We start from the raw sequence: 21,011 nt of genomic DNA, 5'->3' as shown, positions 1-21,011 counted from the left end.
TAAAAAAAAGTGTATTTTTGAACAGAAATTAAAAAATTTAGACAAAATGAATTTTCCGGAAGAATTAAAGTATACACAAGAACACGAGTGGATCAAAATAGAAGGCAATACTGCTATCGTAGGTATCACAGACTTTGCTCAGAACGAATTGGGAGATATCGTTTACTTCGACATTGACTCTGTTGGAGAAACAGTAAATGCAGGAGAGGTATTCGGAACAGTAGAAGCTGTAAAAACCGTTTCTGATCTTTTCATGCCAGTTACCTCTGAGATTGTAGAGTTTAACAAAGATCTGGAGTCAAGTCCTGAGCTAGTAAACAGCGATCCTTACGGAAAAGGATGGGTTATTAAAATCAACATTAAAAACCCTGATCAACTGAGCGGATTATTGGATGCCACGGCATACAAAAAGTTGATTGGAGTTTAGTACTAAAATATGAGTAAAAAATTTACTATTGTCTTTACCTGGACATGGGTGCTTATAATTTTAGTACTCTACCTCATGTCAGGTAAAGCAATTCCTCAATTTTCATTCTCCAGTCTTTTTCAAATTGACAAGCTGGTTCATTTTACTTTATTTTTTGTATTGAGTTGGTTGCTGGTAAAAAGCTTTAACGTTCAGAACTCCTACCCGGCCTTAAAAGTTAATACAATAAGAAAGGCATTCTTAATCAGTTTCCTTTATGGTTTTACCTTGGAGTGCCTTCAATATTTTGTTCCGGACAGGAATTTTGACCTTCTTGATATTATAGCAAACACTGCAGGGACATTTTTTCCTCTTATTTTTATTAAGAAAAAATCTTCTGCTGAAAAAGTTTGAGGTGAAATAACATTTATCTTCACCCTTCATTTATTATATTCCAACTTATAACAGGTTTTGTATTATGAGAAAGAATCTGGCATTCTTTTTAGCTATTGCAGTTTTCACCGCAAATAAATGTTTTTCTCAAGACATCTCCAGAGTCAGAGCTTATCTTGATACATTATGCAGCCCTTCAATGCATGGAAGAGGAGCAAATTTTGATGGAGCAAAAACAGCTGCCGATTTTATCAAGTCAGAATTTCAGAAATCCGGACTTAAACCCATCCGAGATGATTATTTTCAACATTTTCAATATGATGTCAATTGCTTTGAAGGACGAATTTCACTGCAAACAGATAAGAAAAAACTTGTTACTGGGAAAGATTACATAGCTAATTGTATCTCGAGGGGAGGACATGGTAATGTGAGGGCATTATTTCTTGACACGATGGTGTTTTATAATGAAAATGCGCTAAAGTCCTTTTTATCAAAGAAAACCAAAAACAAAGCGGTAATCTACGATGTTAAATTTTATAATAAACTAATAGAAAAACCTGAAATCCTGGATAAAATTCATGAAGGAAAATGTATTATAGAACTCCATGATAAAAAACTAACAGCTTCATTATCTCAGAAACAATTCAGCAATTCATTTTTTCAGGTAGCCAAAAGTTCTTTCCCAGATGGCACTAAAAAGGTCAGATTCAAGTTGGACGCTATTCTGAAAAAAAACTATAGTTCACAAAACGTAATTGGAATTGTAGAAGGTTCTGGCAAATCCGATTCTGTTATTATTATTTCTGCTCATTATGATCATTTGGGTACAATGGGCAAAAAAGTATATTTCCCAGGAGCGAATGACAATGCAAGTGGAGTCTCAATGCTCTTGGAATTAGCCAAATACTATTCTCAAAAAGAGAATAGACCCAAATTTACAATTGTATTTATGGCTTTCGGAGCCGAGGAAATTGGTCTGATCGGGTCACGATATTTCACTGAAAACCCTTTGTTTCCATTGAAAAAGATAAAATTTATGATCAACTTGGACTTGCTGGGAACAGGGGATGACGGAATGACAGTGGTAAACGCCACACTTCACCCTGAAGAATACAATAAATTACTTGAAATAAACGAAACCCTGAAGCTACTTCCTGCGATAAAAAGAAGAGGTCCGGCGGCAAACTCTGATCATTTCTTTTTCTCAGAAAAGGGAGTACCAGCTTTCTTCTTTTATACCCTTGGTGGCATAAGTGCATACCATGATGTAATGGACAGACCGGAAACTTTACCTCTTACAAGATTTAAAGAGGTCTTCAGTCTAATTACAACCTTTGTAAAGAAAATTTAAATGGCAGCAATCGAATTAAGAATGAACGCTCTTCTGCTAAAAGTTCTGGGTCCTGTTTTCGTTTTAATAGGTCTTGCAGTTCAATACTATCCTTTGAATGCAGATCTATTTAGCAAATCTCTTGTTTCAAATATGTTTTATATTGATGCGGGCTTAATCGCTTGTATTGTACTTTTTACAAATAATATTAAGCTGATGAGGGTATTTAATTACCTTCTTGGCCTTGCCCTCATCTGCCTTGTTGCAGCTACATGGTTTACACTGTTTCCCGCTGACTATTTCAAATACACTATGGGGAACAAATTGTTAAACACCAACATAGGAATGATACTAATTTTTACCTCTGTTTTCTGGGACAGTAAAAAGTAAATCGACATTAAAGGATATTAAGGGATTGTTCCTTAATCTTCTCCAGTTCTTCTTTCATTTCAACTACCAACTTCTGGATATTCGCATCGTTAGCTTTAGAGCCGATAGTGTTTATTTCCCTTCCTATTTCCTGACTTATAAAGCCAAGCTTCTTTCCGCTCTTATCCACTTTCATATTTTCCAGGAAGAAGTCAAGATGATTGTTCAATCTAACTTTTTCCTCAGTAATGTCAAGTTTTTCAATGTAATAAATAAGCTCCTGCTCAAATCTGCTTTTGTCCATTTGTTCATTGCCAAACTCTACAAAATGCGCTTTAATCCGCTCACGTATCATTTGAATCCTTTGTGGATCAAATTCTGAAACTCGTTCAAGCAATTCCTTAATTCGAATGATATAGCTTTTTAACTTTTCACCAAGTGCTGCTCCCTCTGCCTGTCTGAATTTATCGCATTGATCAAGAGCTTTGCCAATAACAGATACTATTACTTCCCACTCTTTTGAATTATCCTCATTATCCAGATCCTGATTCACTGCTTTGGGCATTGTTAAAGCAATCTTGAAAAGATCACTTTCTTTAGTTCCCACAAAAGCTGCAGCCTCTACAAGATCATCATAATATTTTTTAACAAGCTCTTTGTTTATAGAAACCCTCGGTTTGGCATCAACTTTTGTTTGCACATCCAAAGAAATGCTGATTTTCCCCCTTTCAAGTGTATTGCTCACCATATTTCGGATTTCCATTTCTTTATCCTGATATTCTTTTGGAAGTCTAAGTCCCAAATCCAAAAACTTGGAATTTAAAGATTTAATTTCCACCTTAATTTCAATATTTTCAGCATCCGACTTTACCATTCCAAAGCCGGTCATTGACCTAAGTGTCGTCATTCTATAAATATTTAAATAAAGAAAAACCCTAGTAGTCTGTAAACTCAATGAGGCATTTTTCAAATACGAAAGGTAAAAGTAATTTTTTTCTTCATAAATTCTTTAATTAAACAGCACTAAATGTCTTAATTTTAATTATCCGATCATACTGTTTTAAGGATTCGACAACTTTTGGATATCTCAATTTACAGGAAGAGACTCTTTAACTCTCCTACGAAGCAGCTCCTAACAACAAAAAATAACATGATTTTGCATAATGTCACGCAAAAAAAATCTTTTAAAAAATAAAGGGGACTGACATTTAAGTCAATCCCCTTTTATCTTTATTAGTGATCCTAATTATTAATTAGCAACTACAACTTTATTCTTAAGAAGATATTCTGCAATTTGAATAGCATTCGTTGCTGCACCTTTTCTAAGATTATCAGCTACGATCCACATGTTTAAAGTTTTAGGCTGCGTTTCATCTCTTCTTAATCTTCCAACAAATACTTCATCACGATTATGAGCATTCATAGGCATAGGGTATTTCAGATTTTTCACATCATCTTCCAAAATAACACCTTCAGCGCTACCTAGGATCTTTTTAACCTCTTCCATATCAAATTCATTTTCAAATTCAATATTAACTGATTCAGAATGCCCACCCATTACCGGTATCCTTACTGTAGTGGCAGTTACTTTTATAGAATCGTCTCCCATGATCTTTTTAGTCTCATTGATCATTTTCATCTCCTCTTTTGTATATCCATTTTCTGTAAATACATCAATGTGAGGTATTACATTAAGGTCAATCGGATATGCATAAGCCATTGGACCATCAACGCCGTTTCTTTCATTCATTAATTGGTCTACAGCTTTTTTACCAGTACCAGTTACAGACTGGTAAGTAGAAACTACAATTCTCTTGATTTTATATTTTTTGTGCAAAGGATTCAATGCAACTACCATCTGTATTGTAGAACAGTTTGGGTTAGCAATGATTTTATCTTCCTTTGTCAAGGTATTTGCATTGATTTCAGGAACTACAAGTTTCTTTGTAGGGTCCATTCTCCAGGCAGAAGAGTTATCAATTACAGTGATACCAGCTTCTGCAAATTTTGGAGCAAGCTCCAGAGAAGTACTTCCACCAGCAGAAAATATTGCAAAGTGAGGTTTCTTACTGATTGCAGTGGCTGCATCGACCACCTTATATGGCTTACCCTTGAAAATGATTTCTTTTCCAACAGATCTTTCAGAAGCAACAGGTAATAGTTCTGTTACAGGAAGATTTCTCTCCTCCAGCACTTTTAAAATTTGTCCACCAACTAAGCCGGTAGCACCTACTACTGCAATTTTCATTTTTGTATTATTTTTTATTGAATTTTTATTCAAAGGCAAAATTAATCAATTTATTATTATTTTTACCATGTGAAAACCAGCTATTTCTTACTTTTTTTATTCTCTTATATTCAGAGTTTTGCACAGTTTAATGACTCTTTCTCTGATAATAATTTCAACTCATCCCCTAGGTGGACGGGAGATACTGCTTTATTTTTTATAAATGCAGATCTGCAGCTTCAAAGCTCCGGCAAGCAGCAAAGTGAAGAAATCTACCTAGCTACAAGAAATATTTTAACAACAAACGCTGAATGGCATTTTTGGGTAAAAATGCCGTTTAACCCCAGTAGCAGCAATTATGTAAAGATTTATTTAACCAGCTCCTCTCCTAACCTGACCAATTCATTATATGGATACTACTTGAAAATCGGTGGATCAAGTGGAAACATTGATGGAATTGATTTATACAGACAAGATGGAGCCTCTTCTATTAAACTAAGTACAGGAATTCCAGGCAGAGCAGGTAAGAACAGCAATACTTTAAGAATTAAAGTTATAAGAGATTTAAACTATATGTGGAAAGTTTTTTCGGACACATTAGGTGGATTCGATTTTTCACCTGAACTCTCTTTTCAAGATTCAACTTATAAAACCGGAGATTACTTTGGGATAACCTGTATACACAGTTCAACCAGAAATAAAGACTTTTATTTTGATGACATTTCAATTCAAAGAGCTCCTCTTTCAATAATTGATTTAAAAGTTTCCAACGCCACTGACATTGTTATTCAATTCAACAAAAAAATTTCCAGATCCGTTAAAACTCATAATATTAAAATTAACAATTCTTATATCAGAGATATAGCTTTTGTTAACGACTCTGTCTTGATTCTCAAATCTGAAGTCATCTTCAGAAAAGGGAAAAATATACTTGCTATTGATGGCATTCTGGATCTTCACCTGAAAGAAACACTGCAAGACTCTTTTGAATTTAATTACAGACCAGCAATAGAGCCCGGCAGCGTTTTAATAACTGAAATTTATTCGGACCCTACCCCCAGCAAGGGGCTTCCGGAAGAAGAATATATTGAATTGTACAACAATTCTTTTGACACTATCAATCTTGCCGGATGGCGATTTTCTGATCCTTCTGTTTCAGGAGTATTACCATCAGTTGAAATATTTCCCAAGTCATACCTCATTATCTGTCCCTCACCTTCGATTGCTGAATTTAGGCCTTTCGGAAAAGTCATTGGTATTACTCCCTGGCCATCATTGAATAATGCATCTGACTCTCTTAACCTTAAAGATCCATCGGGAAAAATTATTCATTCTGTCAATTATTCTTTGGACTGGTTTACCAATAGGTTAAGTATGGAAGGAGGTGTCGCTTTAGAAATGATAGACCTTTCAAACCCTTGTGGAGAAAGTGATAATTGGGATGGGTCAGTTGCATCAATAGGAGGCACACCTGGTAGTGAAAATTCAGTAAATTCAATCAAACCGGATTTACAAGGACCGATAATTAAAAACGTCCAGCTTCTTGATTCTCTGACTATTCTAATTGAATTAGATGAAAAACTGGATATTTCTAATCAAATCAGAGAAGACAACATTACAATATCACCTGAAACTGGGATACAAAACGCAATGTATAAAGAGAATAAAAATATTCTGATTGCTCTTACCAATGCCATAAAGGTCAGCACATTATATCAGATTTCATTAAATGGAATAAGAGATTGCAACGGAAATTACATAGCGAAAAATCAGGTATCATTTGCTTTACCTGAAATTCCCCATGAAGGAGATGTTCTGATTAATGAAATCCTGTTTAACCCATATCCCGGAGGAGCTGATTTTGTTGAGCTTTATAACAATTCAGCTCATTTTATTGACCTTAAAAACTGGAGAATATTCAATGCAGAAAATAAGAATGCTACTACTTTTTCAATTTCCACTAGACCACTGATTATGGAGCCCATGCAATTTCTGGTATTGACATCCGATCCAAAATCATTGATAAATCAATATCCGAATGGTAAATCCAAAAATTTTATAAAAATGAGTTCAATGCCATCTTTTAATGATGACTCAGGAAATATTAGTTTGTTAAATTCATCGGGTGAACTTTTTGATAGTTTTAGCTACACTGAAAAAATGCATCATAAGATCCTTAAAGATCCTGAAGGGATCAGTCTCGAAAGGATTTCTTTTACAAATCCGACAGCAGATGAATCTAACTGGCATTCGGCTGCATCCGGAATCAGGTCAACTCCTGGCTATGGTAATAGTCAGCATTTCGAATTTGAGACTTTAGAAAATTCCTTTTCTGTACAACCATTGAAGTTCTCTCCTAATGATGACGGCAAAAATGATTTTGCTTTATTGACATACCGACTTGATAATCCTGGTGAAATCGCAACCATCACAGTTCTTGATGGACTAGGAAGAGAGATAAAAAAAATTGCATCTAATCAACTTTTAGGAAATGAAGGTTTTTTCCAATGGGATGGGATTGCTGAGGATAATCGGAAAGCAGACATTGGAGTTTATATGATCATATTTGAAATTTTCCGTCTGAACGGGGAAAAACAAAAGTTTAAGAAGGCGGTTATATTATCATACTGATGTTCAGTATATTAATATCTAAATGTAGCATTTTATGAAATGCCTGATCAATGATATAATTTCTTCCTGTATGGAAAAAAACAAGGAAGTAGATGTAATAGACCGCTACCTGCGTATGAAACACCATATTGAAATGGACAGACAGTCAATTATTTCACGCATAAAAGCGGTAAAACAGAATTATAATTTCTAATAAGGGAAATTTCCCTTAAATAAATAATTCTGTTCAACTTGCTGACCACAAAGTTTTAACAATTAATTTATTGGATCTTTCCCAGGGATACCATTTTTTATACTAAATTTGCACCAAAAATCAGGGAATTCCGTTTCTCAACAAAAAGAGGTAAACTTTTCGTCCCGTTTTTTAATATAAAATAAATCCGCGTTATGGCAGAAGAAAAACTCAGATACTCCGACGAAGAATTAAAGGAGTTTCAGCAGCTTATAGCTGACAAACTGGATAGAGCCAGAAAAGAATTAAATTACATTAAGGAAACTCTGAGCCGAAGAAATGATTCTGGAACTGACAATACAGCAGGTACGTTAAAACTGCTTGAAGATGGTGCTGATACTGCCGAAAAAGAAAGCTTTACACAGCTTGCTGCAAGGCAACAGAAATTTATTCAGCAGCTTGAAAATGCCATGGCCAGAATTAAAAACGGAACTTATGGTATTTGTGTAGATTCAGGAAAACTTATTCCAAAAGAACGTCTTCGTGCTGTTCCTCACACCCAGCATTCAATAGAGGCAAAACTTAATAGAAAAGACTAATTTGGATTTCCTTCAGCATCATATTGAGAGTTTAATCTTTTGTTCTCCCGACCCCATAAAGGCGGAAGATATAAGAACCTGTCTTTCTGAAATGTTTGAAGCAGAGGTACCTATTGAAGATATTCAAGCTTCATTGGAGAATCTTCTTCAAAAGTATGAAGATGATAATTACCCATTTAAAGTTTTTTCAATGGGAGGAGGTTATCAGTTTCTGACGAAACCTGCCTATCAATCCAGTATTAGTATTTTGCTCAAGCAAAAATCTAAAAAAAGATTATCGACGTCTGCACTTGAAACTTGTGCTATTATAGCTTACAAACAACCTATTACCAAACATCAGATAGAGCAGATCAGAGGAGTAAACTGCGACTATGCAATTCAAAAACTTCTTGAAAAAGAACTTGTTGAAATTCAAGGTAAATCTGATGGGGTTGGCAGGCCGATTCTATATGGTACCACCGCCAAGTTTATGGAATATTTCGGCATCAATAGTCTTAAAGATTTGCCTATGCCAAAAGATTTCTCGAAAGATGAAAATGAGATCGGCGACGAGGTGGAAAAAGAACATGAAATTATTGCTGCTGAGTTAGAAGAAATGGAATTTAAGGCTCAGGACAGCAATAGCACGGAAACTCAAAATAAGGAAAACAACACTCAGGATACTTTTCGAGACTTTTCTTCTCAGGCCAATTCCAATTCCCAATCAGAAGAAGATTTTTCCTCAGAAAGTCAAAACCCATTAGAGCCTGAGCAATAAAATTCCCACAAAAAAAATTTATTTGTATTAAAATAATCAGGAACATAATTTCCTGATTATTTTTTTATGAACTTTGAATAATAATATTATTGAATTATGAAAAAGGATCAACCTCAGAGGAAAGGCAGAGGGGCTTCGGATAGAGACAAGGCTTCTAAGTTTTCTTCAAAAAAATCTTCTACACCAAAGAGTGATGGAGCATCAGGAACCCGCCCCTCCAGAAAATCTTCTTTTGCTGCGAAGAAAACACCAGCAGGTCGTGTACCAGCAGGAAAACCAAGAAGAAAATTTGATTCTCAGGGAGATTCAGGAAAACCAGAAAGACCCTCCGAATTTAAAGGTAAAAAATCCGCAGAAGGAAGGAAACCAAACTCTTTGTCTGGATCAGGAAAAGGAAGAGATTTTAAAAAAGATTCATCAAGAGATTCTGACAATAGAAGAAATAAATTTGTAAGAAATAAATTTGGTGAAGATCCTAAAGCCAAAACTCCTGAATTTAAAGGGAGAGAAAGAGAAGGAGATCAAAAAAGAGGAAGAAAATCAGATTCAACTTTTGATAGCAAAAAAAGATCGTCCTCAGATGAAAAGTCATTTAGGGGCAAACCGAGAGGGAAAAGTGAGGAAACACGATCTGGGAAATCTTTTTCTAAGCCGAAACAAGACTGGAAAACAGTTTCTGGGAAACCGGAAGATAGGCCTTTCAAAAAGACAGGATTAAAAAACTATTCAGATAAGCCATCATTCAAAAAGTCATTCTCAAAATCTAAGGATGAAGAATATGACGGGGGGGATAATGATATCGAAAAATCGTCTGAAGAAACAAGCTCAAAAAGACCCTTCAAAAAAACTGAAGGGAAGAAATCCGGTGTTAGAAATAAAACTTCATCTGACGAAATAAGACTAAACAGATATATTTCTAATGCAGGAGTATGCTCAAGAAGAGAGGCAGATGTACTTATTTCCGACGGACTTATCAAAGTCAACGGAAAAGTTGTGACTGAAATGGGCTATAAAGTAAAGAAAGGCGATACGGTTAAGTATGGCAGTAAAATACTTTCCCCTGAAAAGCTTGTATATGTACTCATCAACAAGCCTAAAGATTTTATCACCACCACTGATGATGAAAATGAACGCAAGACTGTGATGGACCTTGTGAAAAACGTAGGCCCTGAAAGAATTTACCCTGTTGGAAGACTTGACAGAAATACTACAGGCTTGCTTCTTTTCACTAATGATGGAGAACTTGCGGAGAAATTAATGCATCCATCTAACCGGACAAAAAAATTATATCAGGCAGAGCTAAGCAAGCCTATGAGTCATGAAGATTTTGCCAGGTTAAAGAACGGAATTACTCTAGAAGACGGTCCAATTAAACCAGACCAGCTTGAATTTGTAACTCCTGATGGCTGGGTGATCGGAATTCAGGTACATGAAGGCAGGAACAGGCTTGTCAGAAGGATGTTCGAACATTTGGGATATGAAGTAGCCCGACTGGACAGAGTTATGTATGCAGGGCTAACAAAAAGAGATTTACCAAGAGGTCACTGGAGACATCTGACAGAGAAAGAAGTAATAAAGTTGAAGCACTTAGGACATTAATTAAATGTTCCTTTTATAAAACTCACCAAGGCTGCTCTAACAAAGGGCAGCCTTATTTTTTGTCAAATAAACTCTGAACTGAATGCTCAAAAATCAGCAAAAAAATATAAATTAATCCTCAATAAATGCAACCAAGTTTCTCATTAAATCGATAGTGATTGAATAAACAATCCAAGAGGATTTAAATTATTAACTGGTTGTAATTTGAATCAATCTCTTAATAAATTTTAAAATTAAATTTGGCCCGAAAGAGATACGAATATGATAGAAGAAAAAAATAAAGCTCCAGAACCCGGTTTTACTATATTATTCGTTTTAAAAATAAAAAAGGGCCCTTTTGAGGCCCCTGTGGGAACGAGTGGAATCGAACCACCGACACAAGGATTTTCAGTCCTTTGCTCTACCAACTGAGCTACGTTCCCGATTAAGTGGCGCAAAGATATTAGGTTTTGATAACTAAACAAACAATATTTACATAAATTTTAAAATATTTTCATTTATGGAATTTTTACCCCAGGTTATTTTCTTGATTCTTCTTTCTGTATCAGGATTTTTCATAACAAAAAGCATCTTGAGAATAAGAAGAAATATTTTATTGGGTAGAGACGTCAACCTGTATGACCGGCCGCGAGAAAGGCTTAAAATGATGGTATTGGTTGCTTTGGGTCAAAAAAAGATGTTTAAAAAACCTTTACCTGCCATTCTTCACCTCTTTGTTTATCTCGGCTTTATAATCATAAACATTGAAGTCCTTGAAATTATAATTGACGGACTGTTTGGAACCCACAGAATATTTGCCCCGGTCTTTAAAGGCTTATATCCTTCCCTGATCAATATATTCGAATTCCTGGCCATTTCAGTACTAGTCTCATGTGCTATTTTCTTAGTCAGAAGAAATATTATAAAAGTAAAAAGATTTGATGGAGAAGAAATGAAGCGTTGGCCAAAGCTAGATGCAAACCTTATTCTTTCCATTGAAATTTTTCTTATGATTTGCTTCCTTAGCATGAACACCTCTGATGGCATACTACAATCAAGAGGCTCTGAACACTATATTTCTACAGGTGATTTCTTCTTTACAAGTTTTCTGAAGCCATTATTTAATGGTCTGGGAACTTCTGAATTGATATTTATTGAAAGATTTGGATGGTGGGCACATATCATGGGGATATTTGCTTTTGCCATGTATGTATTCACAGATTCAAAGCATCTGCATATTTTTATTTCTTTCCCCAATACTTATTTCAGTAAACTGGACCCGGCAGGTAGATTATCAAATATGCCTGAAGTAACCAAAGAGGTTAAATTAATGCTTAATCTTCCTGTTGATTCAGGCAATGAAAATGTAGCACCCGGAAGGTTTGGGGCAAAAGATGTTCAAGATCTGACTTGGAAAAATTTAATGGAGGCATATAGCTGCACAGAGTGTGGCAGATGCACATCTCAATGCCCTGCTAATCTGACAGGTAAAAAACTGAGTCCCAGGAAAATCATGATGGATACAAGAGACAGACTTGAAGAAGTGGGAAGGAATATTGAAGCAAACGGAAAAGACCATCAGGACGGTAAATCTTTACTTGGGGATTATATTACAGTGGAAGAGATTATGGCTTGTACTACCTGCAACGCATGTGTTGAGGCCTGTCCAGTAAATATCGATCCGGTTAGCATTATCCTTCAGCTCAGAAGATTCAAAATAATGGAGGAATCACAAGCTCCTGCTGCATGGAATGGTATGTTTTCCAATATTGAGAACAACTTTGCACCGTGGAAATTTTCCCCTTCGGACAGGTTAAACTGGGTTCAAAAATTAAATCAATAAATAATTGAAGTTGATAAAGATATGAGTGAAAATATGATAAATGTTCCAACAATGGCCGAGCTGGCAGCAAAAGGAGTAACTCCGGAAATTTTATTCTGGGTAGGTTGTGCAGGCTCCTTTGACGAACGTGCAAAATCAATTACTGCAGCATTTGTTAAAATTTTAAATAAACTATCTGTTAACTTTGCAGTTTTAGGGACAGAAGAATCATGTACGGGAGAACCTGCGAAAAGAGCCGGAAATGAATTCCTTTTTCAGGTTCAGGCAGTGAGTAATATTGAAGTATTGAATGCTTATGGGATAAAAAAAATTGTAACAGCATGTCCTCATTGCTTTAATACCATCAAAAACGAATATCCGGAACTTGGTGGAAACTATGAAGTGCTTCACCATTCTGAATTCCTTCAACAACTTATTAATGAAGGAAAAATAAAATTGCAGGGGGGAGGTGAATTTAAAGGTAAAAAAATAACTTACCATGACTCTTGTTACCTTGGACGCTCAAACAATATATATGAAGCACCAAGAAAAGTACTTGAAATTCTGGATGCTGAACTGGTTGAAATGAAAAGATCCAGAACTAAAGGTTTGTGCTGTGGAGCAGGTGGGGCACAAATGTTTAAAGAACCCGAGCCCGGTTTCAAGGATATAAATATTGAAAGAACAGAAGAGGCGATCGGAACAGGAGCAAAAGTTATTGCAGCAGCTTGTCCCTTTTGCATGACTATGTTATCTGATGGAGTTAAAAACAAAGAAAAAGAATCTGAAATAAAAGTTTACGATATTGCAGAATTAATTGCCAAGTACGAAGGACTATAAAATGATTATTCCAGAACAACCCAAAATTGCCAGTTTTCCAGAAACTTCTAAAGTCTGGGTATATCAATCGGACAGAGAATTTTCGTTAGAAGAACAGGACTATATTTCTGAAAAATTATATACATTCATTTCAGGATGGGAAAGTCATGGCAGAAAGCTCACAGGCACTTTTGAAATCCGATTCAACAGATTTATCATTTTAGCTGTTGATGAAAGTATATCAGATGCAAGTGGTTGTTCTATTGATAAATCTGTCGTAATAATAAGAGAGATAGCTTCACAGACAGGCACTAATCTCCTCGACAGATCCTTAGTGGCGTACAAAAATGCCTCATCTCCAATCCACATTGTAAAATTTAACGAAGTTTCCACTGCCATAAAGCAAGGTATAATTACAAAGGAAACTCTGATCTATAACAATACAATTAGCAGTCTTCAGGAATTGCAAATGAACTGGGAAATACCCGCTAAAAACTCTTGGGCATCCCGTTTTTTTAATAACTGACAGGCAAATAATTATATTTTTCAAAAAGTTTTTTAAATTTGATATTTTAAGGGAATATGTTGAAATAATTTCAGCATATACTCTTTTAATATATGCATATTTGTGCAAAGCATAGTTTAGACTATTTATAAAAACTCAAGATGAAGCTCAATCTTTCTAAATTCTTTTGTTTACTGGTAATTCTTGCAGGCTGTACTCCTTCAGCCATGAAATCCTATAAAAAAGGAATGCAACATTATGAGCAGGCCGAATATCAGCCTGCAATTGAAAACTTTCAGCAATCTGTAAGTAAAGGAGGGCCATCAGATGCGAATTATTATATCGCAGAATCGTTCAGACGGTCCAACAGAATGCAGGAGGCTGAGCCCTTTTATGCGAAAGCTGTAGAAAACAATACCAATCAGGAAGAAGCATATTACTATTACGGATTTGCACTTAAAGCGGTTGGCAATTATGTTGGCGCAGCTAAACAACTTTCAAATTATGTTAAAATAGGCCAGAACTTTGACCTTGTAAACAGGGCAAAGAATGAGCTGGAAAATCTTAAAGTTCTTAATGACATAGTTGAGAAGAAGTCTTATTTCGAGGTTAAAAACCTTGACAAGCTGAATTCGCCATTTACAGAATATTCTCCGACTTTCAAAAATGACAAGCTGTATTTTACCTCCAACAGAGATGCACAAAAAATGCATACTGCCTCAGGAACAGGATTTACGGATTTATATGAGTTTATTTTTGATGGTGCAGACTATTTCAGTGGCCAGGCAAGAAAACTCCCTGAAGCTATCAATACTGAAGATGCGCATGAAGCGTCAGCAACCTTCTCCAAAGATGGCAAAACAATGATTTTTTCTCGTGGAAATACAGGTAGCAAAAAAGGCGCTAAAGACGTGGATATTTACGAATCAGTTCTGCAAGCTGGTGTCTGGTCTGAGCCTAAGATGCTTCCAATAAGTGACCCGGATGCATGGGACTCCTCTCCTGCTCTTTCTGCTGATGGAAAAACACTTTACTTTGCATCAAACAGAGAAAGCGGTGATGCTAACGGAGGGGTAGATATTTATAAGGCAACAAAGGATGAAAAAGGAGAATGGGGAAATGTAACCAACCTTGGCACTCCAATAAATACCAGAGGTAATGAGCTTTTCCCCTATGAAGATAGCAGAGGGATATTCTACTTCTCTTCAGATGGACACCCATCTCTGGGAGGTATGGATTTGTTTGTTGTGAGAAAAGATTCAACCAAAAACAAACTAAAAATTGAAAACTTAGGTCGTCCTATCAATACAAGCTATGATGACTTCGCTATTACATTTAAAGATACGTTGACTGGTTATTTCTCTTCCAATAGACCAAATGGAAAAGGAGATGATGATATTTATGAGTTTCTTGACAAGTCTAAAATTAAAATCGCCCATTATATTCTGGATGGTTTAATAGTGGGAGTTACTAAGGATGATAAAACAGAGATACCTTTGGACTCAGCAAGAATTCAGCTGGTAAGCGCAAAGGGAGATACCATTGCAGCACTTACCTCAAATGCTGCCGGGAAATATACCTATGAGATCGAACCAGAAACCCGTTATAAAATTATAGGAGCAAGGTTTGGTTATTTAAAAGAAAGCAATGGAGAACTCTCAACTGTCGGGACCAAAATTCCGTTTGAAAAATTAGGTCCGGGTGAATCCTTTATAAAAATTCCTTATAAAATGGTATTACCCAAAATCGAGGTTGGCGTAACCATAGTAATTGATAATATTTACTACGACTTTAACAAGTGGGATATCAGACCGGATGCAGCTTTGGAATTGCTAAAAATTGTTCAATTACTCGTTGACAATCCAGAGATAAAAATTGAATTAAGTTCGCATACAGATGAAAGGGGGTCCGCAGATTACAACAGAAAACTTTCTCAAAAACGTGCTCAGTCAGCTGTAGATTATATTATTTCCAAGGGCATAGCAAAAGATAGAATTACACCGAAAGGTTATGGAGAGGACAAGCCTCTTGTTAAAAATGCTCAGACTGAAGAAGATCACCAGAGAAACCGTCGTACAGAGTTTACAATCACCAATGTAACAAATCCTAATATAACCATTAAGAAAAAGGATGAGGCTGAAGGAGATCAAACAATAAAGATCAAGATGAAAGGTGAAGATGAAGATAGTACAGGCACAAGTGAAGAAATTAAGTCTGAATAATCATTAAAGATAAATCCTAGAAAGTCCCGGTCAGAAACCGGGACTTTTTTTATTTTTGTAATTCCAAAAATTAATTAAATGAGTAACGACAGATACATGCAGAGAGGAGTTTCCTCATCCAAAGAAGACGTACATAATGCTATTAAAACACTTGATAAAGGATTGTTCCCAAAAGCATTCTGCAAAATTGTACCCGATTTTTTAGGAGGAGACAAGGATTATTGCAATGTTATGCATGCAGATGGTGCCGGGACAAAATCCTCACTTGCATATATTTACTGGAAAGAAACCGGGGATATATCTGTCTGGAAGGGAATTGCACAAGATGCCATTATTATGAATATTGATGACCTGCTGTGTGTCGGAGCATTGGATACAATATTACTTTCCTCCACAATAGGAAGGAACAAAAACCTGATTCCGGGAGAGGTAATCGCTGAAATCATCAATGGTACTGAAGATGTTCTTCAAATGCTAAGAGATAATGGTATAGAAATATACAGTACAGGTGGAGAAACTGCTGACGTAGGCGATCTCGTCAGAACAGTAATTGTAGATAGTACTGTAATTTCAAGAATGAAAAGAAGTGACGTAATCAGTAATGACAGAATAAAAGAAGGTGATGTAATAGTGGGTATGGCATCCTATGGACAGGCAACTTATGAAAAATTTTACAATGGAGGAATGGGCAGCAATGGCCTAACTTCGGCAAGACACGATGTTTTTTCAAAAGAATTAGCTGCAAAATACCCTGAAAGCTTCGACCAGGCAATCTCATCTGATCTTGTATATTCAGGTTCAAGAAATATAACTGATAAAATAAATGATGTTCCTGTTGATCTTGGTAAATTAGTATTATCACCAACAAGAACATATGCCCCTGTTATGAAAGAAATTCTCAATCAGCACAGGTCAAACATTCATGGAGCAGTCCATTGCAGCGGAGGCGGACAAACAAAGATTCTTCATTTTATAGAAAATTTACACATTGTAAAAGATAATCTATTCCCTGTTCCCCCATTATTTGAGGTAATACAAATAGAAAGTGGAACCGACTGGAAAGAAATGTATAAAGTTTTCAATATGGGGCACAGAATGGAATTGTATCTTGAGGAAAAACATGCTCAGGAAATCATCAAAATAGCCCAATCATTCAATATTGAAGCACAAATAGTTGGGAAGGTTGAAAAAGGTGAAGGTAAAACCCTTACAATCAAATCTGAAAAAGGGGAATTTAAATACCAAGGCTAAAAAGCATCTTAAAAACAAACAAAAAAACATAAGACAGGATCATTATTCCGTCTATACCTACCATATAATAGAGATCCGACCTGGATCTCTTTATTTTTAAAATTAAAAATATTGCTAAAATTCCGATTGCCAGACGTGAATAAAAGGTATAATCCAGACCATAAAAAAGGCAACCCAACAAAATAAATAGAATCAGTAAAATAACAGAAAGTAACTTTGCCCCTCCAAAGCCCATTAAAGTAGGCAGAGTATCGATGTTATTTCTTTTATCCAATTCTATATCTCTAATATCGAACGGTATGGCAAGTGCTAGGATAAAAATAAACCTCTGTACAAAAATTTCAATCACCTCTTTATCAAAAAAACCAAGCCCTTTATTAATGGAAGGAAGAACTACTGTACTAACAGACCAGACATAGGAAATGAGAAAAATTTTCAGAAAAGGAATTCTTTTAAAATTTAATAAAGGTGCAGAATAAAAAAGACTAAATACAGCAAGATGCATTGTAAACCAAATTACTTTACTCGAAATAAAAAACAAAGAGACGAGTAAGCCCATCAAAAAAAATACAAACAAGTTCTTTATGAGAACAGAATGCCGCATTCTCCAGATATTTCTAGGCAGTGAAGCATCATCTCCTGCTTTTTTATACCAGATATGCACATTATAGGTTAGGAAAGTCGAAGCAAAAATAAAAAGTAAGAAAGGAACATCGTGAGATCCAAAATTAGTATTGAGTATAAGAAAAGTAGATAATGTAAGCGTAATGGAACTTACACTAATAAAAAGATTTGAGAAAATGACAAATTGGAAAAGTCTCTGTATCAAATATTTTCCGGATAAAACAAAAAAGCTCATCAAAGTAGATGAGCTTTTTTCAATATTACTTAATATTTATTTAGAAAGTGCCTCTGCTCCGGCAACAATCTCCAGGATCTCTTTGGTAATCGCAGCCTGCCTTGTTCTGTTGTACATCAGACGAAGCTCTTTCAAAAGTTCTTTGGCATTTTCGGTAGCTTTATCCATCGCAGTCATACGAGCACCGTGCTCAGAAGCAAAAGACTCTAATAAAGCTTTGTAGAACTGAATTTTCAAAGATTTAGGAATTAATCCTTTGACAATTTCTTCTTTAGAAGGTTCAAAGATATAATCAATTTCCTGATCTTTAGAAGAATTCTGCTCTTCAGAACTATCCTGAATCAAAGGAAGAAACTGTTCTGTTTTCACAACCTGAGTCGCAACATTTTTGAACTCATTATAAACTATAACAACTTCATCATATTCCTTATTAAGGAATCCTTCCATTGCAAACTCAGCTGCTTTTCTTGCTGTACTGAAATTTAACTCATGAAACATTCCTGCATAATCAGGAATTACATTAGCTCCTCTTTTTTGGAAAGTATCTAATCCTTTCTTTCCAATACAAAGAAATTTAACATTTCCCTGTTCATACTGAGCTTTGTACCTTCCATTAACAAGAGCAAGAGCAGCTTTTATTGAGTTAGTATTAAAAGCTCCTGCCAAACCTCTGTCAGAAGTAACGACAACGATCAATACGTTTTTTACTTCTCTTATCTCAGAGTATGGATTTTCTACAGATCCTTCAAGACTTGCAGTTATATTATTTAATATTCCATTGAGCTTTTCAGCGTAAGGACGAATCTTGATAATATTGTCCTGAGCTCTTCTAAGCTTAGCAGCAGCAACCATTTTCATGGCTTTGGTAATCTGCTGTGTAGAATTAATGGAAATAATCCTTCCTCTGACCTCTTTAAGACTTGGCATAATTAATTATTATATTTCTTCGCAAGGTCTTTAGCAACCTTCTTTAAAACTTCAGTTACTGAATCATCAATTTTACCTGCACGGATAGCATCAAGAGTCTCTTTATGAGAAACTTTCAGGAAGTTAGAAAACTCATTTTCAAAGGTCTTAACGTCTTTTACAGGAACGTTATCGATGTATCCATTAGATGAAACGTAAATAATTGCAACCTGGAACTCAACAGCAACAGGAGAATATTGAGCTTGCTTCAAAATTTCAAGGTTTCTTCTACCTCTTTCAATAATCAATTTAGTAGCAGCATCAAGATCAGAACCGAATTTAGCGAAAGCTTCAAGTTCTCTGAATTGCGCCTGGTCAAGTTTTAAAGTACCAGCTACTTTCTTCATTGATTTAATCTGAGCTGAACCTCCTACCCTAGATACTGAAATACCAACGTTGATCGCAGGACGAACGCCTGAGTTGAACAAGTTAGTTTCAAGGAATATCTGACCGTCAGTAATAGAGATTACGTTTGTAGGAATATATGCAGAAACGTCACCAGCCTGAGTTTCGATGATCGGTAATGCTGTTAGTGATCCACCACCCTTAACGATTCCTTTAAGTGAATCTGGAAGATCATTCATGTTTTTAGCAATATCATCAGATGCAATGATTTTCGCAGCTCTCTCTAATAAACGGCTGTGTAGATAGAACACGTCACCTGGATAAGCCTCACGTCCCGGAGGTCTTCTCAAAAGAAGAGAAACTTCTCTGTAAGCAACTGCCTGCTTAGAAAGATCATCATAAACAACAAGAGCAGGTCTTCCTGTATCTCTGAAAAACTCACCAACTGCAGCACCTGTAAATGGCGCAAAGAATTGCATTGGAGCAGGATCAGCTGCAGATGCAGATACCACTACCGTGTAAGCCATTGCTCCTCCTTTTTCAAGAGCAGCCACAACCTGTGCAACAGTACTTGCTTTTTGTCCTACTGCAACATATATACAGAATACAGGCTGACCTTTGTCATAGTATTCCTTTTGATTAAGGATAGTATCGATTGCAACAGCTGTTTTTCCAGTTTGTCTGTCACCGATGATAAGCTCTCTTTGTCCTCTACCAATAGGTATCATAGAGTCAATTGCTTTGATACCTGTTTGTAAAGGCTCATTTACCGGCTGTCTGAAAATTACCCCTGGAGCTTTTCTTTCCAATGGCATATCATACAAATCACCAGTTACAGGTCCTTTACCATCTATTGGATTTCCTAGTGTATCAATAACACGGCCAACAAGACCATTACCTACTTTAACGTAAGCAATCTGCTTTGTACGTTTTACTGTATCACCTTCTTTAATATCACTATAGTCACCTAGTAATACAGCTCCTACATTGTCTTCTTCAAGGTTCAACACCAATGCTCTTAATCCGTTCTGGAACTCAAGAAGCTCTCCGGATTGAGCTTTTGATAGCCCGTATATACGTGCAACCCCGTCACCTACCTGAAGAACGGTGCCTACTTCTTCTAACTCAGCTTCAGTTCTGAAGTTTGATAACTGCTCTCTTAATATCGCAGAAACCTCGTCTGGTCTTACTTCCATGATTAATATTTAGAAATAAATGGATTATCTTTGAATTTACTTTTTAATTGTACTAGCTTGGTTTTGATGGACTGATCAACCTGTTTGTCACCTCCGATATTCAGTACAAATCCTCCCATAATTGATTCGTCAATATGCTCTTCAAGCTCAACCTTTTTAGTTTTGGCAGTTTCAACCATTTTAACAAAAGCTGCTCTTTGCTCTTCTGTAATAGGCGTCGCGGTAGTTAGAACTGCCCTTTGAATCCCCTTAACTCTTCTATACTGATTTCCGAACTCAACAGCGATATCATATAAAAACGCCTCTCTGTTCTTTTTTGTCAGTATTTGAAAAATTGAAAAAGTAACAGGATTTACCTTGCCTTTAAAAAGAGTCGTCAGAATTGACAATTTCTTTTCATGCTTTATTACCGGATTCCTTAATACAGTTACAAGTTGTCTATTTTCATTACAGATTTTTGCAAAACCCGCCATGTCTTTTTGAACCTCTTCCAGTACTCCCTTTTCCTGAGCAAGCTCAAGAAGAGATTTGGCATATGGCGCTGCTATTCTCGACTCGTGCATC

The 21,011-nt window shown here is 35.9% G+C and carries 20 protein-coding genes and 1 tRNA gene; 14 read left to right on the top strand and 7 right to left on the bottom strand.

Annotated features, from left to right (window positions below; genetic code table 11):
- Window positions 1-46: 46 nt before the first annotated feature.
- The 4 genes from gcvH (at window position 47) to MYP_RS04610 (ending at window position 2,519) form a co-directional block, all read left to right on the top strand.
- Complete coding sequence (gcvH, locus tag MYP_RS04625; RefSeq protein ID WP_045459384.1) at window positions 47-427, top strand: glycine cleavage system protein GcvH; 381 nt, start codon at window positions 47-49, stop codon at window positions 425-427.
- A 9-nt stretch (window positions 428-436) separates the two neighbouring features.
- Window positions 437-820: a VanZ family protein gene (locus MYP_RS04620; protein WP_081990399.1), complete on the top strand. Its 384-nt coding sequence runs from the start codon at window positions 437-439 to the stop codon at window positions 818-820.
- A 64-nt stretch (window positions 821-884) separates the two neighbouring features.
- Window positions 885-2,150: a M28 family metallopeptidase gene (locus tag MYP_RS04615; RefSeq protein WP_045459382.1), complete on the top strand. Its 1,266-nt coding sequence runs from the start codon at window positions 885-887 to the stop codon at window positions 2,148-2,150.
- On the top strand, window positions 2,151-2,519 hold the full coding sequence (locus MYP_RS04610) for a hypothetical protein (RefSeq protein ID WP_045459381.1): 369 nt from the start codon (window positions 2,151-2,153) through the stop codon (window positions 2,517-2,519).
- 7 nt (window positions 2,520-2,526) lie between these two features.
- Here MYP_RS04610 and MYP_RS04605 read toward each other — a convergent pair whose 3' ends face one another.
- Both MYP_RS04605 and MYP_RS04600 read right to left on the bottom strand, forming a co-directional pair.
- The gene (locus tag MYP_RS04605; RefSeq protein ID WP_231570006.1) at window positions 2,527-3,405 is read right to left on the bottom strand and encodes a YicC/YloC family endoribonuclease; all 879 of its coding nucleotides are present in this window, start codon (window positions 3,403-3,405) and stop codon (window positions 2,527-2,529) included.
- 342 nt (window positions 3,406-3,747) lie between these two features.
- Window positions 3,748-4,746: an aspartate-semialdehyde dehydrogenase gene (locus MYP_RS04600; RefSeq protein ID WP_045460948.1), complete on the bottom strand. Its 999-nt coding sequence runs from the start codon at window positions 4,744-4,746 to the stop codon at window positions 3,748-3,750.
- 69 nt (window positions 4,747-4,815) lie between these two features.
- Between MYP_RS04600 and MYP_RS04595 the strand changes: the two genes are divergently transcribed.
- From MYP_RS04595 to MYP_RS24730, 5 genes are all read left to right on the top strand, one after another.
- Window positions 4,816-7,356, top strand: a complete 2,541-nt coding sequence (locus tag MYP_RS04595; RefSeq protein WP_045459379.1) for a lamin tail domain-containing protein — start codon at window positions 4,816-4,818, stop codon at window positions 7,354-7,356.
- A 70-nt stretch (window positions 7,357-7,426) separates the two neighbouring features.
- Window positions 7,427-7,549 carry a hypothetical protein gene (locus tag MYP_RS26720; protein WP_262506730.1) on the top strand — a complete coding sequence of 41 codons (123 nt, stop codon included), beginning with the start codon at window positions 7,427-7,429 and terminating at the stop codon, window positions 7,547-7,549.
- A 194-nt stretch (window positions 7,550-7,743) separates the two neighbouring features.
- Entirely contained in the window at window positions 7,744-8,127 is a 384-nt protein-coding gene (locus MYP_RS04590; RefSeq protein WP_045459378.1) for a TraR/DksA family transcriptional regulator, read from the top strand.
- A gap of 1 nt (window position 8,128) precedes the next feature.
- Window positions 8,129-8,884: an SMC-Scp complex subunit ScpB gene (scpB, locus tag MYP_RS04585; RefSeq protein WP_045459377.1), complete on the top strand. Its 756-nt coding sequence runs from the start codon at window positions 8,129-8,131 to the stop codon at window positions 8,882-8,884.
- Between the two features lie 96 nt (window positions 8,885-8,980).
- The gene (locus MYP_RS24730; protein ID WP_052429947.1) at window positions 8,981-10,483 is read left to right on the top strand and encodes a pseudouridine synthase; all 1,503 of its coding nucleotides are present in this window, start codon (window positions 8,981-8,983) and stop codon (window positions 10,481-10,483) included.
- A 349-nt stretch (window positions 10,484-10,832) separates the two neighbouring features.
- On the opposite strand, the gene MYP_RS04575 is transcribed toward MYP_RS24730, so the two are convergent.
- Window positions 10,833-10,905 (bottom strand) — tRNA-Phe (locus tag MYP_RS04575).
- 77 nt (window positions 10,906-10,982) lie between these two features.
- Here MYP_RS04575 and MYP_RS04570 point away from each other — a divergent pair.
- The 5 genes from MYP_RS04570 to MYP_RS04550 all read left to right on the top strand — a co-directional run bounded on the left by MYP_RS04570 (window position 10,983) and on the right by MYP_RS04550 (window position 17,081).
- The gene (locus tag MYP_RS04570; RefSeq protein WP_045459376.1) at window positions 10,983-12,305 is read left to right on the top strand and encodes a (Fe-S)-binding protein; all 1,323 of its coding nucleotides are present in this window, start codon (window positions 10,983-10,985) and stop codon (window positions 12,303-12,305) included.
- Window positions 12,306-12,326: 21 nt separating this feature from the next.
- Window positions 12,327-13,124: a (Fe-S)-binding protein gene (locus MYP_RS04565; protein WP_045459375.1), complete on the top strand. Its 798-nt coding sequence runs from the start codon at window positions 12,327-12,329 to the stop codon at window positions 13,122-13,124.
- 1 nt (window position 13,125) lies between these two features.
- Complete coding sequence (locus MYP_RS04560) at window positions 13,126-13,629, top strand: hypothetical protein (protein WP_045459374.1); 504 nt, start codon at window positions 13,126-13,128, stop codon at window positions 13,627-13,629.
- A 140-nt stretch (window positions 13,630-13,769) separates the two neighbouring features.
- Window positions 13,770-15,830 (top strand): OmpA family protein, encoded by a 2,061-nt coding sequence (locus MYP_RS04555; protein ID WP_081990398.1) that lies wholly within the window; start codon window positions 13,770-13,772, stop codon window positions 15,828-15,830.
- A 78-nt stretch (window positions 15,831-15,908) separates the two neighbouring features.
- A complete protein-coding gene (locus MYP_RS04550) occupies window positions 15,909-17,081 on the top strand; it encodes an AIR synthase related protein (RefSeq protein WP_045459373.1) in 1,173 nt (390 codons plus the stop codon).
- Here the strand turns inward: MYP_RS04550 and MYP_RS04545 are convergent.
- Genes MYP_RS04545 through atpH form a run of 4 tightly spaced genes read right to left on the bottom strand, consistent with a single transcriptional unit; the run spans window position 17,065 to window position 21,010 of the window.
- Window positions 17,065-17,940, bottom strand: a complete 876-nt coding sequence (locus tag MYP_RS04545) for a UbiA family prenyltransferase (RefSeq protein WP_045459372.1) — start codon at window positions 17,938-17,940, stop codon at window positions 17,065-17,067. The genes MYP_RS04550 and MYP_RS04545 overlap by 17 nt on opposite strands.
- A gap of 36 nt (window positions 17,941-17,976) precedes the next feature.
- Window positions 17,977-18,867, bottom strand: a complete 891-nt coding sequence (atpG, locus tag MYP_RS04540; protein WP_045459371.1) for an ATP synthase F1 subunit gamma — start codon at window positions 18,865-18,867, stop codon at window positions 17,977-17,979.
- Between the two features lie 2 nt (window positions 18,868-18,869).
- On the bottom strand, window positions 18,870-20,450 hold the full coding sequence (atpA, locus tag MYP_RS04535; RefSeq protein ID WP_045459370.1) for a F0F1 ATP synthase subunit alpha: 1,581 nt from the start codon (window positions 20,448-20,450) through the stop codon (window positions 18,870-18,872).
- A complete protein-coding gene (gene atpH / locus MYP_RS04530) occupies window positions 20,450-21,010 on the bottom strand; it encodes an ATP synthase F1 subunit delta (protein ID WP_045459368.1) in 561 nt (186 codons plus the stop codon). The genes atpA and atpH overlap by 1 nt, the downstream gene beginning before the upstream one ends.
- Window position 21,011: the final 1 nt, after the last annotated feature.

Origin of the sequence: Sporocytophaga myxococcoides (assembly GCF_000775915.1) — a bacterium.
GTDB lineage: Bacteria > Bacteroidota > Bacteroidia > Cytophagales > Cytophagaceae > Sporocytophaga > Sporocytophaga myxococcoides_A.
The sequence above is the reverse complement of the archived record's forward strand: the minus strand, read 5'-3'. Positions and strand labels throughout refer to the sequence as shown.

What these genes read in the sequence shown, in the direction of transcription:
- MYP_RS04620 (WP_081990399.1), top strand. Translation starts at nt 437, where the DNA reads ATGAGTAAAAAATTTACTATTGTCTTTACCTGGACATGGGTGCTTATA.
- MYP_RS04550 (WP_045459373.1), top strand. Translation starts at nt 15,909, where the DNA reads ATGAGTAACGACAGATACATGCAGAGAGGAGTTTCCTCATCCAAAGAA.
- MYP_RS04545 (WP_045459372.1), bottom strand. Translation starts at nt 17,940, where the DNA reads ATGAGCTTTTTTGTTTTATCCGGAAAATATTTGATACAGAGACTTTTC.
- MYP_RS04565 (WP_045459375.1), top strand. Translation starts at nt 12,327, where the DNA reads ATGAGTGAAAATATGATAAATGTTCCAACAATGGCCGAGCTGGCAGCA.
- MYP_RS04615 (WP_045459382.1), top strand. Translation starts at nt 885, where the DNA reads ATGAGAAAGAATCTGGCATTCTTTTTAGCTATTGCAGTTTTCACCGCA.
- MYP_RS26720 (WP_262506730.1), top strand. Translation starts at nt 7,427, where the DNA reads ATGGAAAAAAACAAGGAAGTAGATGTAATAGACCGCTACCTGCGTATG.
- MYP_RS04610 (WP_045459381.1), top strand. Translation starts at nt 2,151, where the DNA reads ATGGCAGCAATCGAATTAAGAATGAACGCTCTTCTGCTAAAAGTTCTG.
- gcvH (WP_045459384.1), top strand. Translation starts at nt 47, where the DNA reads ATGAATTTTCCGGAAGAATTAAAGTATACACAAGAACACGAGTGGATC.
- MYP_RS04560 (WP_045459374.1), top strand. Translation starts at nt 13,126, where the DNA reads ATGATTATTCCAGAACAACCCAAAATTGCCAGTTTTCCAGAAACTTCT.
- atpG (WP_045459371.1), bottom strand. Translation starts at nt 18,867, where the DNA reads ATGCCAAGTCTTAAAGAGGTCAGAGGAAGGATTATTTCCATTAATTCT.
- MYP_RS04605 (WP_231570006.1), bottom strand. Translation starts at nt 3,405, where the DNA reads ATGACGACACTTAGGTCAATGACCGGCTTTGGAATGGTAAAGTCGGAT.
- atpH (WP_045459368.1), bottom strand. Translation starts at nt 21,010, where the DNA reads ATGCACGAGTCGAGAATAGCAGCGCCATATGCCAAATCTCTTCTTGAG.
- MYP_RS04570 (WP_045459376.1), top strand. Translation starts at nt 10,983, where the DNA reads ATGGAATTTTTACCCCAGGTTATTTTCTTGATTCTTCTTTCTGTATCA.
- MYP_RS04600 (WP_045460948.1), bottom strand. Translation starts at nt 4,746, where the DNA reads ATGAAAATTGCAGTAGTAGGTGCTACCGGCTTAGTTGGTGGACAAATT.
- MYP_RS04590 (WP_045459378.1), top strand. Translation starts at nt 7,744, where the DNA reads ATGGCAGAAGAAAAACTCAGATACTCCGACGAAGAATTAAAGGAGTTT.
- MYP_RS24730 (WP_052429947.1), top strand. Translation starts at nt 8,981, where the DNA reads ATGAAAAAGGATCAACCTCAGAGGAAAGGCAGAGGGGCTTCGGATAGA.
- MYP_RS04555 (WP_081990398.1), top strand. Translation starts at nt 13,770, where the DNA reads ATGAAGCTCAATCTTTCTAAATTCTTTTGTTTACTGGTAATTCTTGCA.